General features: G+C 64.8%; 15 protein-coding genes and 1 pseudogene. 10 read left to right on the plus strand and 6 right to left on the minus strand.

Annotated elements, in window-relative coordinates; all coding sequences use genetic code 11:
- Window positions 1–98 precede the first annotated feature (98 nt).
- Window positions 99–503 carry a hypothetical protein gene (locus PQR32_RS38165; RefSeq protein ID WP_408239835.1) on the minus strand — a complete coding sequence of 135 codons (405 nt, stop codon included), beginning with the start codon at window positions 501–503 and terminating at the stop codon, window positions 99–101.
- A gap of 393 nt (window positions 504–896) precedes the next feature.
- Between PQR32_RS38165 and PQR32_RS38170 the strand changes: the two genes are divergently transcribed.
- The 4 genes from PQR32_RS38170 to PQR32_RS38185 all read left to right on the plus strand — a co-directional run bounded on the left by PQR32_RS38170 (window position 897) and on the right by PQR32_RS38185 (window position 4,616).
- Window positions 897–1,823 carry an ABC transporter ATP-binding protein gene (locus PQR32_RS38170; RefSeq protein WP_408239838.1) on the plus strand — a complete coding sequence of 309 codons (927 nt, stop codon included), beginning with the start codon at window positions 897–899 and terminating at the stop codon, window positions 1,821–1,823.
- A complete protein-coding gene (locus PQR32_RS38175; protein WP_106282490.1) occupies window positions 1,820–2,581 on the plus strand; it encodes an ABC transporter permease in 762 nt (253 codons plus the stop codon). The genes PQR32_RS38170 and PQR32_RS38175 overlap by 4 nt, the downstream gene beginning before the upstream one ends.
- Window positions 2,582–2,637: 56 nt before the next feature.
- Window positions 2,638–4,053, plus strand: a complete 1,416-nt coding sequence (locus PQR32_RS38180) for an amidase (RefSeq protein WP_408239841.1) — start codon at window positions 2,638–2,640, stop codon at window positions 4,051–4,053.
- 272 nt (window positions 4,054–4,325) lie between these two features.
- Window positions 4,326–4,616 carry a hypothetical protein gene (locus PQR32_RS38185; protein ID WP_408239844.1) on the plus strand — a complete coding sequence of 97 codons (291 nt, stop codon included), beginning with the start codon at window positions 4,326–4,328 and terminating at the stop codon, window positions 4,614–4,616.
- Window positions 4,617–4,715: 99 nt separating this feature from the next.
- On the opposite strand, the gene PQR32_RS38190 is transcribed toward PQR32_RS38185, so the two are convergent.
- The 4 genes and pseudogenes from PQR32_RS38190 to PQR32_RS38205 form a co-directional block, all read right to left on the minus strand.
- Window positions 4,716–5,582, minus strand: a complete 867-nt coding sequence (locus PQR32_RS38190; RefSeq protein ID WP_408239847.1) for an SDR family NAD(P)-dependent oxidoreductase — start codon at window positions 5,580–5,582, stop codon at window positions 4,716–4,718.
- A 109-nt stretch (window positions 5,583–5,691) separates the two neighbouring features.
- A pseudogene (gene ribBA / locus PQR32_RS38195) lies at window positions 5,692–6,789 on the minus strand (bifunctional 3,4-dihydroxy-2-butanone-4-phosphate synthase/GTP cyclohydrolase II); the annotation flags it as partial.
- Between the two features lie 37 nt (window positions 6,790–6,826).
- Window positions 6,827–7,630: an enoyl-CoA hydratase/isomerase family protein gene (locus tag PQR32_RS38200; protein WP_408239850.1), complete on the minus strand. Its 804-nt coding sequence runs from the start codon at window positions 7,628–7,630 to the stop codon at window positions 6,827–6,829.
- 11 nt (window positions 7,631–7,641) lie between these two features.
- Window positions 7,642–8,613, minus strand: a complete 972-nt coding sequence (locus PQR32_RS38205; protein WP_408239853.1) for an alpha/beta hydrolase — start codon at window positions 8,611–8,613, stop codon at window positions 7,642–7,644.
- 270 nt (window positions 8,614–8,883) lie between these two features.
- Here PQR32_RS38205 and PQR32_RS38210 point away from each other — a divergent pair, with 270 nt between their 5' ends.
- On the plus strand, window positions 8,884–10,065 hold the full coding sequence (locus PQR32_RS38210) for a helix-turn-helix transcriptional regulator (RefSeq protein ID WP_408239856.1): 1,182 nt from the start codon (window positions 8,884–8,886) through the stop codon (window positions 10,063–10,065).
- A 69-nt stretch (window positions 10,066–10,134) separates the two neighbouring features.
- On the opposite strand, the gene PQR32_RS38215 is transcribed toward PQR32_RS38210, so the two are convergent.
- Window positions 10,135–10,485, minus strand: a complete 351-nt coding sequence (locus tag PQR32_RS38215; protein ID WP_408239859.1) for a VOC family protein — start codon at window positions 10,483–10,485, stop codon at window positions 10,135–10,137.
- Between the two features lie 307 nt (window positions 10,486–10,792).
- Here PQR32_RS38215 and PQR32_RS38220 point away from each other — a divergent pair, with 307 nt between their 5' ends.
- The 5 genes from PQR32_RS38220 (at window position 10,793) to PQR32_RS38240 (ending at window position 17,267) form a co-directional block, all read left to right on the plus strand.
- Window positions 10,793–11,947 (plus strand): LLM class flavin-dependent oxidoreductase, encoded by a 1,155-nt coding sequence (locus PQR32_RS38220; protein WP_408239862.1) that lies wholly within the window; start codon window positions 10,793–10,795, stop codon window positions 11,945–11,947.
- A 124-nt stretch (window positions 11,948–12,071) separates the two neighbouring features.
- On the plus strand, window positions 12,072–13,265 hold the full coding sequence (locus PQR32_RS38225; protein ID WP_408239865.1) for a flavin-dependent monooxygenase: 1,194 nt from the start codon (window positions 12,072–12,074) through the stop codon (window positions 13,263–13,265).
- Between the two features lie 11 nt (window positions 13,266–13,276).
- Window positions 13,277–15,037 (plus strand): FAD-dependent oxidoreductase, encoded by a 1,761-nt coding sequence (locus PQR32_RS38230; protein ID WP_408239868.1) that lies wholly within the window; start codon window positions 13,277–13,279, stop codon window positions 15,035–15,037.
- On the plus strand, window positions 15,034–15,552 hold the full coding sequence (locus tag PQR32_RS38235) for a flavin reductase family protein (RefSeq protein ID WP_408239871.1): 519 nt from the start codon (window positions 15,034–15,036) through the stop codon (window positions 15,550–15,552). The genes PQR32_RS38230 and PQR32_RS38235 overlap by 4 nt, the downstream gene beginning before the upstream one ends.
- 17 nt (window positions 15,553–15,569) lie before the next feature.
- Window positions 15,570–17,267, plus strand: a complete 1,698-nt coding sequence (locus PQR32_RS38240) for an FAD-binding protein (protein WP_408239874.1) — start codon at window positions 15,570–15,572, stop codon at window positions 17,265–17,267.
- Window positions 17,268–17,276: the final 9 nt, after the last annotated feature.

Here is a 17,276-nt window from a genome sequence, read left to right on the forward strand (position 1 = left end):
CCCCCCCCCCCCCCCCCCCCCCCGCGGCGCCGCGCCCCCCCCCCCCCCCCCCCCGCCCCGGTTCGAACCGAGTGACTCAATGCACGGGTAGCCGTGTTTTACTGGCCGTTTTGCATCGTGCCGCCGGTGCCGTTGTTCATGCCATTACCGGTGCCGCTGCGCGTACCGTTGTTCATGCCGTTACCCATGCCACTGTTCGAGCGGTTCATCGACGGGCTATTCGGCGTCGCGCCGGTGCCGGTGCCCAGACCGCCGCCGGTACCGGTGACGCCCGGCGAACCGTAGCCCGAATCGCTCGGGCTCTTCATCGATCCAGCGCCGACGCCGGGCGTAGCAGTCCCGCCCGCGCCCCCAGTCGTGCCGCCGCCCGCGCCCACGCCAGTGCCGCCGCCACCCGCGCCGCCGCCGGCTCCTCCCGCGCCGCCGCCAGCCTGTGCATAGGCGCCGCCCGACAATGCCATCACGAGCGCTGAAGCAAAAATCGTCCTGGTAATGCGTTTCATGGTTCACCTCCATAGAGTCGGTTTGATGTCACGCAAGCGCTTGTCGCTCGCATACATGGAGTGCCGCAAGCGGTGTGCCTCGCTCGAGTGCGTTACGCTTGAACAGGAGGGCGCGGCAGCATGCCAACAATCGAGCATGGGGCGTTCCCGGCGTCGCGTCATCAAAACCGATACGGAAACCGAACTATTTTGCGGTGCAGCGAAACAGGTCTAGCGTGCGCGTCTTGCCGTGCCGTCGCGGCTCGCCTTGTCCGACGCCTCGACCCTACGTGTTACCGGTGGACCGCGCGCGATGCGCTGCACGCTTTCGCACTTTCCATTACATTGCGGGTGCGGCGGCGCTTCAGCATCGCTCCCTCCAATCAAACAACGGTATCTGCCATCGTCGATTCCATGCAGCCAATCGTCTCAGTCACGAACCTGTCGAAAACCTATGCCACCGGTTTTCATGCACTCAAAAACATCAATCTGGCGATCAACCGCGGGGAAATCTTCGCCTTGCTCGGCCCGAACGGCGCTGGCAAAACGACCCTCATCAGCATCATTTGCGGCATTGTCAACGCGAGCGAAGGTAGCGTGACCGTGGACGGCCGCGACATCGCGACCGACTATCGCGGCGCGCGCTCGCTGATCGGCCTCGTGCCGCAGGAACTGACCACCGATTCCTTCGAAACCGTCTGGGCGACCGTGTCGTTCAGCCGCGGGCTGTTCGGCAAGCCGAAAAACCCGGCATACGTCGAAAAGGTGTTGCGCGATCTCTCGCTGTGGGAAAAGCGCGATAGCAAGATCATCACGCTCTCGGGCGGCATGAAACGGCGCGTGCTGATCGCCAAGGCGCTCTCGCACGAGCCGCGCGTGCTGTTCCTGGACGAACCGACCGCCGGCGTGGACGTAGAGTTGCGCCGCGATATGTGGAAGCTGGTGCGCTCGCTCGCCGAGAGCGGCGTGACGATCATCCTGACCACGCACTATATCGATGAGGCCGAGGAAATGGCCGACCGCATCGGCGTGATCAGCGCGGGTGAGATCATGCTGGTCGAAGAGAAAACGGAGCTGATGCGCAAGCTCGGCAAGAAGCAGTTGACGCTGCAACTGGAGAGCCCGCTCGCGCAAGTACCGGCCTCGCTCGCCGGCTACGGGCTCGACGTCGCGAAGGGCGGCAACGAACTGGTCTACACCTATGAAGGCGAGGGCGGGCGCACCGACATCATCGCGCTGCTCAAGGCGCTCGACGACGCCGGCATTCGCTTCAAGGACCTGCACACCACGCAGAGTTCGCTCGAAGACATCTTCGTCAGTCTGCTCCGAGGTGACCAATGAACATCTACGCCATTCGCGCGATCTACAAGTTCGAGATGGCGCGCACCTGGCGCACGCTGATGCAGAGCATCATCGCGCCGGTGATTTCGACTTCGCTTTATTTCGTCGTGTTCGGCGCGGCGATCGGCTCGCGCATCAAGGAAGTGGACGGCATCAGTTACGGTGCGTTTATCGTGCCGGGTTTGATCATGCTGTCGCTGCTGTCGCAAAGCATTTCGAATGCGTCGTTCGGGATTTACTTTCCGCGCTTTACCGGCACGATCTACGAGTTGCTGTCGGCGCCGGTGTCGTATCTGGAAATCGTCGTGAGTTATGTGGGCGCGGCGGCCACCAAATCGATTCTGCTCGGGCTGATCATTCTCGCGACCGCGGGCTTGTTCGTGCCGCTGCAAGTGCAGCATCCGTTCTGGATGATCCTGTTTCTCGTGCTCACGGCGGTCACGTTCAGTCTGCTCGGTTTCATTATCGGCATCTGGGCGGATAGCTTCGAGAAGCTGCAACTCGTGCCGCTCCTGATCATCACGCCGCTGACTTTTCTCGGCGGCAGTTTCTATGCGGTCAATATGTTGCCGCCGTTCTGGAAGGTCGTGACGCTGTTCAATCCGATCGTCTATCTGGTTAGCGGATTTCGCTGGAGCTTCTATGGTCTCGCCGATGTGAATGTCGAGGTGAGCCTCGGCATGACCGCGCTTTTTCTGGCGGTGTTTTTGTTGATCGTTGCGTGGATCTTCAAGACCGGTTACCGGCTCAAGACCTGAAGGGCGCGCCTCATGCGAAACTCTCGGACACCCCTAACACGGAGCCAATAGCCATTATGTCCGTCGATCTCAGTCTGATTGAGCGAAGCGCGTGCGAAGTCGTCGATCTGTTGCGCGAGGAAGCGGTGAGTCCGCACGACCTGCTCGACACGCTCGCCGCCCAGATGGCGCGCGTCGAGCCGCAGGTCAACGCGCTGCCCACGCTGTGTTTCGAGCGCGCGCATGCTCATGCCGACGCGCTGCTGAAGAAGCCCGTGGCCGAGCGCGGCTTGCTGTGCGGCCTGCCGGTGCCGATCAAGGATCTGACCGACGTGGCCGGCGTGCGCACCACGCGCGGTTCGCTGGTTTACCGCGACCGTGTGCCGGAAACGTCGGATGCCGGCGTGACCTTGCTCGAAGCACGCGGCGGCGTGGTCTATGCAAAATCCAACACGCCCGAGTTCGGCTCCGGCGGCCATACGTATAACAGCGTGTTCGGCGTGACGCGCAATCCGTGGAACCCGGCGCTTTCGGCGGGCGGTTCGTCCGGCGGCGCGGCAGCCGCGCTGGCGTCGGGCACAGCGTGGGTCGCGCAGGGCTCCGATCTGGCGGGGTCGCTGCGCACGCCGTCGGCGTTCTGCGGCGTAGTCGGCTTGCGGCCGACGCCGGGCCGGGTCGCGTACGGTCCGGCCGCCAATCCCTACGACACGCTCGGCATTCACGGACCGATGGCGCGCAGCGTGACCGACGCAGCGTTGCTGCTCGACGCGATGTGCGGCCAAGTCGAGAGCGCGCCGTTGTCGCTGCGTGAGCCGGCGACCTCGTTCCTCGAGCATGCGCGCCGGCCGCAACGGCCGGCGCGTGTGGCATTCAGCGAGGGACTCGGCATCGCCACCGTCGAGCCGGAAATCCTGGCGATCTGCCGCAAGACGATGGACCGGCTTGCGGCGGAAGGCGTCGGCGTGGAGGAGAGCGATCTCGACCTGAGCGCGGCGACGCAGGCGTTTCACACGCTGCGCGGCATTGCCTACGCGACGAATTACGAAGACGTGCTGGCGCAGCACCGCGACGTGCTGAATCCCAACGTGATCTGGAACATCGAGTTCGGTCTGCAACTGGACAACCGCGCCATGCGATCGGCGCAGCGCACGCGCGCGGAACTCTTCTACAAGCTGAATGCGCTGCTGCAGCGCCATGACGTGCTGATCTGTCCGGCTTCGATCGTGCTGCCGTTCCCCGTCGAAGCACGCGATATCCGTGACGCGGCCGGGCAGCACTTCGAGACTTACATCGACTGGCTCGCGATCACGTATGCGCTGACGCTCACCGGCATGCCGGTCATGGCGATTCCTTGCGGGATGAGCGCGAGCGGGCTGCCGGTCGGTATTCAGATCGTCGGCAAGCCGCGTGGCGAGGCGGCGTTGCTTTCCGCGGCGCGCGCAATCGAAGAGATCATCGGCACCTGGGCCACCGGCAAGCCGCAAGTCTTGTGAAAGTCGTCACCGCGTCGATCTCACTGCCTTGATCCGACGTGACGGCGCTCGCCGTCACGTCCGCGACCTCGTTTTACTTCCTCCGCAATCCCCCTTAGTCCGTCCGGACGATGCCCGCGCGGGCCGAATCACCGTCAATGTCCGTATGAACCGGCAAGCGGCGCAGCCTCGATCGTGGCGCGCCGTATTGCGGAAAAAACGCCGTGCGGCAGGCATTCAGGCCGCGAGCATGGACAGGCACGGAGACAGGCATGAGGCAGGAGGGCGGCAAAATGAAAGCGAGAATTCAGCGCGATGGACTGGTAGCCGGTTTGCTGGTGGCGATCGGCGTGATCGGCGTGTCGGTGCGGCAGTTATACGCGTGCGCATGGAGCGACGAATTTCCCGGCATGGTGTGCACGGCGGGCTCGTCGTTGTCGCTGTTTCTCGGCATCACCGGACTGGCCGCGCTGGCAGGCCGGGTGTGGGCGCGCCGTTCAGGGGCGGACGAGCAATGCTTTACGTTTCTCGGCGCGGTAGGCGGCGCCGCGGTCGTGTTCGCGATGGTGGTGAGCGGTCTCTAGCGCAAAGCACGTCTGTTTACATTGAGCGCAACCGGACATGGCTCGATACGGCGCTTGCTTATGACGTATCGAGCCTCTCCATGTGCCCACGGTAACGTATCAGGCAACGATAGCAGGATGCGCCTGCACCGGCCCGCCCAATGCTTCGCGATGCGACGGCGGCCGGCGTCCGTCGAGTTCGGTGACGCCGTACTCGTCAGCAAGCTCAGCGCCGACCAGCACCATGCCCGACTTTTGCATCCGTTGCGGATCGCGATACAGCGCGTCGATCACACGCCCGGTGAACTGCGGCGTCTCCGCCAGTTCGCTGAACCCGGCATATTGCTCGGGATGTGCGGCGATCACGCGCGCGGTGCGCTCCGTTTGCAACATGCCCATCCAGATCGACACCGCAGCCACGCCATACGGTTTCAGATCGACGGCCATATCCTTGGCGAATTTATCGACGCCCGCTTTCTGCGCACCATATGCCGCGCCGTGCATATAGCAACTCGCACCGAACGACGACGTGAACGCGATCAGGCCGCTGCCCTGCGCGGCCATCATTTGCGCGGCGTGCCAGCTCGCCACATACGCGGATCGCAAGCCGACGTCGAGAATGTCGACGAGATCGAGCGGCTTCTCCCAGAACGGCGCGGGGCGAATCAACTCGTCGTGCAACGTGGTGGCGTTGTTGACGAGAATATCCAGCCGCCCGCTGGCATGGCGAATGTGTTCGAAGACTTCCGCGACTTGCTGGTCGTCGGCGTGATCGCAGGTCAGGGCGATGCCCCTGCCGCCCAGTCTGTCGATTTCGATTGCGGTTGCGTGCACCGTGCCGGGCAAGGGCGCGTCGCCTTCGCGTTGCGTCCGGCCGGTCACGTAGACGGTTGCGCCGGTTGCCGCAAGCGCGAGGGCGATGCCTTTGCCTGCGCCTCGCGAGGCGCCGGTGACGAGGGCGACGTAGGGTTGTGTCCGTGCAGTCATGGAGGATTCAGCAGGAAGCAGTGTGGAGTTCGGACGAAGCGTTTCGAAAGCTGGCCTGTGTCGATGAGAAGGAATGACGAACGCCGGCCTTTTGCGGCATGGATTCGAACGCATGCGGATTGTCGAGATCCGCTTCGCCCAGCGGAATGAACGCCATGATCTCCAGGTCGTGGCCCGAAAGCGCCGGCAGTCTGAAAGGACTCGACAGCACGTTCAGTCTGCGCACGCCGAGATCGCGCAGAATCTGCGAGCCGATACCCGACAGGCGTCCATCCTTGCGAGTGGTGGCGCACGACGCACTGCGGCTCGCATCCGCATGCATGTCGCAATCGAGCAGCACCGCCACGCCGCATCCGGCCGCGTCGATCTTTTGCAATGCCGCGTGCAGCGGCCACGAATGCGCGGACGGCTCGGCATCGAGCAGATCGAGCAGCGAGAAACATTCGTGCACGCGCGTCAGCACCGGCACTTCGGGCATCGGGGTGCCGCGCATCAGCGCGAGATGCGTGGAAGCGCGCACGGTGTCGCGATACTGGATCGCGCGGAACGGGCCCCACGGCGTGTGCAGCGGCCGCTCACCGACACGTTCCACGAGCGATTCGTTGATGCTGCGATAGTGGATCAGATCGGCGATGGTGCCGATCTTCAGTTTGTGGAGTCCGGCGAATTCGATCAGTTGCGGCAGGCGCGCCATGGTGCCGTCGTCGTTCATGATCTCGCAGATCACGGCGGCAGGCGTCAGGCCGGCGAGCGCGGTGAGATCGCAACCGGCTTCCGTGTGTCCGCCTCGCACCAGCACGCCGCCCGCACGCGCCGCAATTGGGAACACATGTCCCGGCTGCACCAGATGCTCGGCGCGCACGTCTGCGTGAACCGCGGTACGGATCGTGTGCGCGCGGTCGGCGGCGGAGATGCCGGTGGTCACGCCTTGCGCGGCTTCGATGCTGATGGTGAACGCGGTGCCGTATTGCGTGCCGTTCTGTTGCGCCATCGGCGTGAGCTTCAGCCGTTCGCAATGTTCGGCGCTCAGCGTCAGGCATACGAGGCCGCGTCCGAAGCGCGCCATGAAATTGATCGCTTCGGGTGTGACGTGATCGGCGGCGATCAGCAGATCGCCTTCGTTCTCGCGATCTTCCTCGTCGACCAGAATGATCATGCGGCCGGCTTTCAGTTCGGCGACGATTTCGTCGGTGGTGGCCAGTTTCATCGTGGTGATCCGTGCGGGGTGAAGAACACAAACGGCGTCAGCGTGCGCCGGAGCCGAAAACGGGGGGACGTCTGCCGAAAAACGCGTCGATGCCTTCGCGGAAATCGTCGCCGGCCGCGCAGTGCAGGAAGCTGCGCTGTTCCGCGTACAGATGCTCGCCAAAGCTACGCTGCGGCGCGTGCAGCAGCAGATCCTTGGTGTGTGCGAAGGCATCCGGCGCGAGCGCGCCCATGCGTTTGAGCAGCGAGCGCGTGGCCGTGACGAGTTCGTCGTCCGCTACGACCCAGTTGACGAGGCCGGCACGCAGCGCTTCATCGGCGCTGTGGGGTTCGTCCAGATATAGCCACTGCGCGGCTTGCCTTGCGCCGAGCGCGCGCGGCAGCATATACGTGGCGCCGCCGTCGGGCGAGGTGCCGATGCGGCCATAAGCGGACTTGAATGTAGCGCGTTGCGCCGCGATAGCCAGATCGCAGGCCGCCACGAGGCTCAAACCGAAGCCCGCGACCGCGCCGTTGATGCTGGCAATCACGGGCTTGCGCGAACTCGTGATGGTCTCGACCACGCTTTGCGCGAGCCGCACCAGTTTGCCGATCGCGCGGTCGCGGGCCGCCGGCTGGGCATCGAGGGCGGCGCGCATGGCCTGTAGATCGCCGCCCGCCATGAAGGCGTCGCCGGCGCCGGTGAGCACGATGGCGCGGATTTCGTCGTGATTGGCGAGGCGCGTGAGCTTGGCGTTCAGTTCGGCCGCCATGGCTTCGTTCAAAGCGTTCAAGGCGTCGGGGCGGTCGAACGTGAGCGTCGCGATGCCGTCTTCGGCCGCAAGGCGAATCAATGCTGTCATGTCAGGTCGGATCAACGAAGTACGAAAGGCTCGACATGCAGCGCGTAATACAACGCGCGCGCGGCTGTCGTGATTGCATGATCGGCGGCATCGAGCACGCTGAGCAGGCTGGCGAAGCCATGCATCTGGCCAGGCCAGCGCATATGGGTGGTCAGCACGCCGACTTGTGCGAGCCGTTGCGCGTAGTGTTCGGCTTCGTCGCGTAGCGGGTCGTACTCGGCGCTGATGATGGTGGCGCTCGCCACGCCGCTGAGATCGGCGGCGGCGAGCGGGCTGGCGAGCGGATCGGCGCGATCGGCGCTGCTGTCGAAATACTGGTTCTTGAACCAGCGCATCTGATCCGCGCTCAGGAAGTAGCCATTACCCATCGATTCATATGACGGATGTTCCGTTGCGCAATCCACCACCGGATAAAGCAGCAACTGGTGCGCGATATTCACGCCGCTATGACGCAACTGTTGTGCTGCCACGGCGGCGAGATTGCCGCCCGCGCTATCGCCGGCGACAGCCAGCGTACCCGCGCGCACGCGCAGATCGGCTGCATTGGCGGCGGCCCAGCGCACGGCGTCGAGCGCATCGTGCGCGGCGGCCGGGAAGCGCGCTTCGGGCGCGAGCCGGTAATCGACCGAGAGCACCACGGTTTGCGCCCGTTGCGCGAGGCATCGGCACAGGTTCGCGTGCGTATCGAGCCCGCAGGCTACGAAGCCGCCGCCGTGAAAAAACACGGTGAGCGGCAGCAATGCGTCGCGCTCGACGCCGCCACTTGTGGCCGCCTGTACAGGCCGATAAAGACGCGCGGCAATCGAACCGTTCGCCGTGGGAATCAGCAGGTCTTCTTCCGCCGCGACCGTGTCGCCGGGTGCAAAAGCGCCGCCCGCAGCGATCATCGCGCGGTAAGCGGGCGCGCTGAGTTGCGTGAAGTCGAGTGCGGGTATGCCGGCGAAGGCGGCGAGCACGGCCTGCGCCTGGGGATCGAGCGCCATCGGGTCTCCTGAGAAGGCTGTTATGAAAGCGGAAATACCGGGTATTGCAAAGCGAGCGCGAGCCACGCGACGAGCGAATGGCCGCGCCTGCAAGCGCTGATTGCATTGAAGCGCGGCGCCATGACGCGGGCATCGTCCGATTGGACGAGAGTTCATTTGCACGCTCAGCGAAACTTCCCTCAGCTAAGTAGTTCCACCGATGCCAGCAGCCGGAGCGCCCCGTAAGCTTGACGTCGCGATGCAAAGTCGCATGGAGGACGGAGCGTGTTGATGGAGACAAAATGGGCCCCTGAAGAGGGCCAGGCCGCGGGCGAACTCGCGGACATGAGCGTGGCGCAGTTCAGTGAACTTGCCGCGCGTATTTATCAGGGTCCGCTCGAAGCCACGCCGTGGGCCAGTGCGCTGGAGTTGATCCGCACCTCACTCGGCGCGAGCTACGCGACGCTGATTCTGCGTTCGCCTTCGAGCGACCGGCGCGGCCTGATGGTGCATGCATCGGAAACCGGGCCCGGCGTGCCGGGCGAAGCGTCGTACAACAACTACTACTATTCACTCGACCCGTTCGTCGGCTTGCCCGCCGATCGCGTGGTGACGGTCGACGAAGTTTTCGGCGACACCGGCTGGCTCACCAGCGAGCTGTACAAGCAGTTCCTGAAGCCGGCGGATATCCGCTACATCATGGGCGCGGATCTGCGCACGGAGTCCGGCGTGGAATGCCGTTTCCGCGTGTGCCGCAGTCATGGCGCGACGCATTTTTCCGCACGCGACAAGGCGTTTTGCGCGCTCCTGCTGCCGCATTTGCGCCGAGCGGTCGAACTGCATTCGCGGCTCGATATCGTCGAATCGGAACGCACGCTGTATGCGAGCGCAATCGACCGGATGCTGGTGGGCACGGTCACGCTCGACGAGAGCGGGGCCATCATGCGCACCAACAGCGTGGCCGACGAAATTCTCGCGCAGGCCAATGGGCTGCGTATCGTGCATGGCCATGTCGAGGCCACCGACGCTCAGGAGAACCGCAATCTGCAGCGCCTCGTGCGTCATGCGTTGATGGGCCACTTCGGCACCGCCGCGCCGATTGTCGAAGCCATGCCGATCACACGCGGTTGCGACAAGCCGCGACTCGGCGTGCTGGTGCGCACGATTCCGCTCTCGGACTGGTCGGAGGACAACAAGCGCCGCCCGGCGACGGTGCTGTTCCTGCGCGATCCGGATCGCAAGTCGCAGGGTTCGCAGGAGATCGTGCGCAAGCTGTTCGATCTCACGCCGGCGGAGACGTCGCTTGCCTTGCTGTTGACCAACGGCTTGACGCTCGAAGAAGCCGCCGACGAACTGGGCATCAGCAAGAACACCGCGCGTGCGCATCTGCGGGCGATTTTCTCGAAGACCGGTGTGACGCGTCAGGCGACGCTCGTGCGGATTCTGCTGGGCAGCGTGGTGCCGCTCGGTTAGTGCTTTGGCGGTTGCATGCCCGCCACGCTTTTCCTACGCGCGGCGGGCGCTGTAACACACCAACGCGTTTCAACCCACGCGCTTCTGCGACAACACCAGCAACGCGCCGTGTTTGTCCTCCAACACCGCGCGCCATTCGTGCGGACCTTGCTGCACCGGCACCCTCACTGAAGCACCGGCCGCCACGACGCGCGCCATCGCTGCATACAGGTCGTCGTTTTCGTCCACACGAAACACCAGCGCCGCGCGTTCGACGATCCTTTCCTCGCCCGCCACTAGCGCCACCGTCAGAGCGCCGCCATCGAGCGCGCAATAGCGCTCGCCGTCGCGGAATTTCACCGCCAGTCCCAGCCCGTCGACAAAGAGCGGCAGCGCCGCGTCGATCGTATCGACCGGGTACAGCATCATCGAAGCCTTCATTGCATTGCACTCCCATCGGTTGAGCATCGTTGCATCGTCGTTGCACAGCGCTTCGATCGTGCGCCACGCACGCGCGCCGCACGAGGTCCAATCGGACTAGCCCGCACACGAAAAACCGGCGCGAAACGCCTTCGATCAAAGCGTCCACGTCAAAGCACGCGCCGTTAATCCAAATAGACGATGCCGGCAAGCACGCGCGATCTGAAACTCCATTCCGTGGACCGTCACGATCTTCGCGAGGTTCATCGCCGGGTCGCGGGCGGACCGCCCGTTTCAGCACAGTCCAAAATTCATGGAGACGCACGCAATGAAGTTTTCTCTGATCTACGAAGCCCAGACAACGGACGCTTCGCGGGAAGGCGATCACCGGGTATTCAAGGAGACCGTCGAGCAGGCGCTCCTCGCCGAGCAGATGGGTTTCGATACCGTATGGTGCGTCGAACACACGTCGCTGACCAACTACGCGCACATGAGCGCGCCGGAAACCTTTCTCGCGTATCTGGCGGGCCGCACGACCCGCATCGGTCTCGGCCATGGCGTGATCTGCCTGCCGCCCGCGATGAACCATCCGATCAAGGTGGCGGAGCGTGTCGCGCTGCTCGACATCCTGTCCGGCGGCCGCGTGCATTTCGGCGTCGGCAAGGGCGGCAGTCAGCAGGAAGCCGGCGCGTTCGGCTACGACCTCGCCGAGCTGCAGCCGATGATCGACGAATCCATGTACCTCGTGCCGAAGATGTTCGTGCAGGACGAGATCGAGCACGACGGCAAATACATCAAGATCCCTAAGCGACCGATTCACCCGAAGCCGTTCCAGGACCCGCATCCGCCGATGTACATGGCGTGCACCAACAACGACGGCCTGCTGCGCGCCGGACAACGCGGCCTCGGCGCACTCGTGCTCGGTTTTGGCGGCCCCGATGAAGTGGCGAAGAAGAACGCGATCTATCGCGAAGCCTGGGCGACGCGCAAGCCCGAGGACCAGGTCGGCTTTCGTCCGACCCAGCATCTGGCCGCGCTGTGCCCGACCGTGGTCATGAGCGACGGCCAGCAGGCGCGCAAGATCGGCATTCGCGGCCAGCGCTATTTCATGGAGTCGCTCGCTTACTGGTACACGGGCGGCGAGCGTCCTGATCCGGCGAACTGGGGCGACGATCTCGTGAAGGGCAATACCGGCGAAATGGTGATCCGTTCGCGCTTCGCTTCGGAAGAGGTGGTGGTCGATTTCAGCGACCCGGCCCTTTCGATGATGAACCCCAACCACGCGTACGGCACCGTGGACGACTGCATCGGCTACGTGGGGCGCTTGATGGAAGCGGGCGTGGACGAGGTGCTGTTCCTTTGCCAGATGGGCACCGTGCCGCAGGAAGCGCAGCTCGAAACGATCCGCAATATTGGCGAGCACGTGATTCCTTATTTCAACCGCGTGAAGGCGGGCAAGCAGAAGGCGCAGGCCGTGGCGTAACGGCGCTGAAGCCTGAACCGGCGCGTCGCTAGTCCCTTCAGACGATGCGACGCGGCCGCCGCGCCTCGAAGATGAACCCAACAGAACAAGCGCGAAACCTCTCGCGCCGACCCAGGAGACAGCCGTGCATCGCGACAACGACTCGAACGCCCTTGCCGCCGAACTGATCGCCCGCGCCGAAGCGCTCGCGCCGGTGTTGGCCGGCCGCGCCGCGCAAGCCGAGGCTAACGGGCGCATTCCCGCCGAAACAGTGGCCGATTTTCAGGCGGCCGGACTGTTCAAGGTGCTGCAGCCGAAACGCTATGGCGGCTACGAACTCGACCCGCAAACTTTCTTCGAGATTCAGATGGCGGTGGCGCGCGGTTGCATGTCGAGCGCCTGGGTGTACGGCGTGGTCGGTGTGCACAACTGGCAGCTCGCGCTGTTCGACGAACGCGCGCAAGAAGATGTGTGGGGCAAGGATCAAAGCACGCTGATCGCGTCCACCTATATGCCGGTGGGACGCGTGACGCCGGTTGAAGGCGGCTTCCGGCTGTCGGGCCATTGGAAGTTTTCGAGCGGCAGCGAATTGTGCGACTGGGTGTTTCTCGGCGCGCTGGTGCCGCCGGGCAAAGACGGCGAGCCGCCGGAATACCGCACCTTTCTGCTGCCGAAGAGCGACTACACGATCCAGCAGGACTGGGACGTGCTGGGCTTGCGCGCGACCGGCAGCCACGACATCGTGGTGAACGACGTATTCGTGCCGGACTACCGCACGCATAAAGCCATCGACGGGATGATGGGCACGAGTCCCGGCCTCGCGCTCAACGACGCGCCGCTGTTTCATCTGCCGTTTGCACAGATATTCGTGCGCGCCGTCTGCACGGCCTGCATCGGCGCATTGCAAGGCGCGCTCGACGATTTCACCGCGTACGCCGCCACGCGCGTGAGCGCCAACAGCGGCGCGAAGACCACCGACGATACGGGCGCGCAAACGGCCTGCGCCGACGCGTCGGTAGCGCTCGACGAGATGAAGCTGCTGCTCAAGCGCAATTTCGCTGAACTGATGGCAGCCGCTAACGGCGGCCCTGAAGTGTCGATCGAGCGGCGCGTGCTGTTTCGCTATCAATCCGCGCAGGTCGCGGAGCGTTGCGCGCAGGCTGCCAACGCGCTGTTGCGCTACGCGGGCGGCAACGGCATCTACAACCGCAATCCCCTGGTACGGCGTTTCCTCGATCTGCATGCGGCGCGCGCGCACTACGCGAATAACGTCGACCGCTTCGGTCAGAATCTCGGCGCCGTGATGCTGGGACGCCCGAACACCGATTTCTTCATCTGACGGATGCGCTCATGAGCGAACAGCAAACGCAGCAGATGCATGTGTTCGACGTGGTGGTGGTCGGCTCCGGCGCGGGGGGCATGCTGGCCGCGTGCCGCGCCGCCGACCGTGGCCTCAGCGCGGTGGTGATCGAAAAGAGCGAGGTGTACGGCGGTACGTCGGCGGTATCGGGCGGCGGCATCTGGATTCCGTGCAATCACCATATCGCCGAACTCGGCGCGACCGACACGCGTGAAGCGGCGCGTACCTATCTTGATGCCTGCACGAAAGGCGTGACCGCTTCGGACAGACTGGACGCGTACCTCGACGTCGCGCCGGAAATGCTGCGCTATGTCGAAGCGAATACGCCGGTGCGGTACGAGTCGTTGCCGAAATACGCGGACTACTTTCAGCATCTGCCGGGCTCGATGCCGGGCTATCGCGCGCTCGATCCGTTGCCGGTTGATGGCGCGTCCCTCAGCGCGGAATTCGCGCGGCTGCGCTTGCCTTCGCCGGGCACGCTGATCGGCGGACGCGTGGCGGTGACGTCGAAAGAAGCGCATGTGCTGTTGTCGAAAGCGCCCGGTTATATCGGGCTCGCGTTGAAGCAATTTGGGCGCTACTGGTTCGATTGGCGTGCGCGTTTTCACTCGCGGCGCGATCGGCGGCTTACGCTCGGCAATGCGCTCGCGGGCGGCTTGCGCCGCGCCTTGCTCGATCGCAACGTGCCGCTGTGGCTGAATTCGCCCATGCGTGAACTGCTCGAAACCGACGGCCGCGTGACGGGCGTAGTGGTCGAATACGGCGGCCAGCGCGTGCGCGTGCAGGCCAAACGCGGCGTGATTCTCGCGGCCGGCGGCTTCGAACGGAATCAGGCGATGCGCGAGCGCTTTCTGCCGCGTCCGACGCAAGCGCAATGGAGCGCCACGCCACCCCACAACACGGGCGACGCGATCGCCGCCGGCATGCAACTCGGCGCGCGCGTCGCGTTAATGGAGCACGTGTGGGGCGCGCCGACCGTGCACGTCGATCATGAGGAAAAGCAGCGCGCGTTGTTCGTAGAGCGCAATTTGCCTGGATGCGTGGTCGTCAACGGACTCGGCAAGCGCTTCGTCAACGAAGCAGCGCCGTATTCCGAGTTCGTGCCGGCGATGTATCGCGACCATGCGCAGACGGGCGCGAGCGTGCCGGCGTGGATGGTATTCGACGCGCGGTTCCGCCATCAATATCCGTGCGGGCCGATCATGCCCGGCGCGATGATGCCCGACTCGCGCATTCCCGCGCCGTTCCGTCCGCTGCTTTACAAGGCCGAGTCGCTGGATGCATTGGCCGCGCAAATCGGCGTGGATGCGCAAGGCCTGCGCGACACAGTGGCGAAGATGAATCGCTACGCCGCGAGCGGCGTGGATGAAGAGTTCGGCAAAGGCGGCAACGCGTTCGACATCTACTACGGCGACCCGAACGTCAAACCGAACCCGTGTCTCGCGCCACTCGAAACCGGCCCGTTCTACGCGGTGCGGATCGACGCGGGCGACATCGGCACGAAGGGCGGACTGTTGACGGATGCCTCGGCCCGCGTGCTGCGCGAGGACGGCTCGCCGATCGCCGGCCTCTACGCGATCGGCAACACCAGCGCCTCGATGATGGGCGCGAGCTATCCGGGCGCGGGCTCGACACTCGGCCCGGCGATGACCTTCGGCTACATCGCCGCCAATCATCTCGCCGACGGCGAGCCCGTTGCATCGGACAGCGCCCGTGCTTCAACCAGCGAACTTCGCGGAGTCACACCATGACCGATTTCAACTCTCATCCGCTGCGCGCCGACATGTTGCTGGCCATGCGCCGTCTCGCGCGCTCGGTCGCCGTCATCAGTTGCAGCGACGACGAGCGGCGCTATTCGATGTCGGCGACCGCGGTCGATTCGCTGTCGACCGAGCCGCCTTCGCTGCTGATCTGCATCAACCGCAACTCGTCGATCTTTCCGCCGCTCGATCAGGGCGTGCCGTTCTGCGTGAACGTGCTGTCGGCGCAGCATCGGCATATCGCGATCGATTGCAGCGGCCGCCTGAAGGGCGAGGAGCGCTTTACCACCGGAAACTGGCAACGCTCGGCGCAGGGCGTGCCGTTTCTGCTCGATGCGCAGGCCAGTCTGATCTGCACGCAGGACGGCCGCTTCGACTACGGCACGCACGCGATCTTTATCGGCCGCGTCGAACAGGTGTTGATCAGCGGCGAGGTCGACCCGCTCGTGTACGTGGATGGTGTTTATACAACCGCGACGGCGCCAGCGCGCTGCGTGACGGCTTGAGCGAGGCGCACCGCGACATGCACGACTCATCGTCCGCACAACAGGACTTCGCGACGCCGGTGGATGCGCCGCTCGTCATCGACGATCCCGCGCGCATGCGCTGGGATGATGTCTGCGACGTGCTGGTCGCGGGCTTCGGCGCGGCAGGCGCGTGCGCCGCGCTGGAAGCGGCGTCGGCAGGCGCGAAGGTGCGCATTGTCGAACGCTTCGAAGGCGGCGGCGCGAGCGCCAAAAGCGGCGGCGTGGTGTATGCGGGCGGCGGCACGCGCTATCAAAACGAGGCCGGCTACAGCGATACGCCCGAAGCGATGTTCGCCTACTTGCAGCAGGAAGTCGGCGAAGCGGTGTCCGCCGCGACGCTCGCGCGTTTTTGCGCGGGCAGCGTCGATATGCTGCGCTGGCTCGAACGGCTCGGCGTGCGCTTCGCCGCGTCGGTGCCGCCGCGCAAGACTTCGTATCCGCAGAATCGCTATTACCTGTACTACTCCGGCAACGAGGCCGTGGGCGATGCCGTGCGCAGACACACACCCGCGCCGCGCGGACACCGCGTAGTCGGCGACGGCATGTCGGGACGTGTGCTGTACGACACGCTGCGCCGTGCCGTCGAAGCGCAGCCTTTCATCGACACCTTGCACCACGCAAGCATCCGGCGGCTCGTCACCGATCGCGGCGGGCGCGTGATCGGCGCGCAGGTCTGGCAAGTGGCGCCGGGCCGCGCGCAGCGTGCGCATCGGCGGCTCGCGCGCTGGGCCGAACGTCTGCACAACGGCATGCCCGCGTGGGCGGACCGCTTGCGCGCCGCGTTGCATCGTATTGAAATGCGCGAGAGCCGCCTCATCACGATCAAAGCCGATGCGGTCGTGCTGAGCACCGGCGGCTTCATCTTCAACCGTTCGATGCTGGCGCAGCACGCGCCGCGTTATCTGCCGAACTGGCGGCTCGGCACCACGGGCTGCGATGGCAGCGGCATCCGGCTCGGCGTGTCGGCGGGTGGTGTGGCCGCGCGGCTCGAACGCGTGTCCGCGTGGCGCTTCATCAATCCGCCCTATGCATGGGCGCAAGGCTGCGTCGTGGACCGTCGCGGTGAGCGGTTCTGCAACGAGGAAGTGTACGGCGCAGCACTCGGCCACGCGATGTGCGAAACACGCGAAGGCCGCGCTTGGCTGATCCTCGACGCGCGCCTCGTCAAGCAGGCGCTCAACGAGTGCGTGCGCGGCAAGCTCTGGGCATTTCAAAGCGTGCCCGCGCTGCTGCTGATGCTCGCGGGCCGCAAGCGCGGCAACTCGCTGGCGGAGTTGGCTACGCGCATCGGCTGCGATCCGGCCGTGCTCACGCGAACCGTCGTCCGATACAACACCGCCGCGCTGAACGGCAGCGATAGCGAATTCGGCAAATCCGCCGCGATGCTGCAGCCGCTCACATACGGCCCGTATTACGCAATCGATATCTCGGCCAACAGCCGCATGTTCCCGTGTCCGTCGATCACGCTCGGCGGCTTGCGGGTCGACGAAACCAGCAACGCGGTGTTGTCCGCGCAAGGCGAGCCGGTCGAAGGCTTGTTCGCCGCTGGCCGCGCCGCGTGCGGACTCGCATCGAATCATTACGTGAGCGGTCTTTCGCTCGCGGACTGTATCTGGTCCGGCCGCCAGGCGGGCCGGGCCGCAGCGGGCGTGGTTCTCGCGAACGCCGCCCATTCCCTGACTGAAACTGACTGACACTGACAA

Source organism: Paraburkholderia dipogonis, assembly GCF_046027395.1.
In the GTDB taxonomy this organism is placed as follows: domain Bacteria; phylum Pseudomonadota; class Gammaproteobacteria; order Burkholderiales; family Burkholderiaceae; genus Paraburkholderia; species Paraburkholderia dipogonis_A.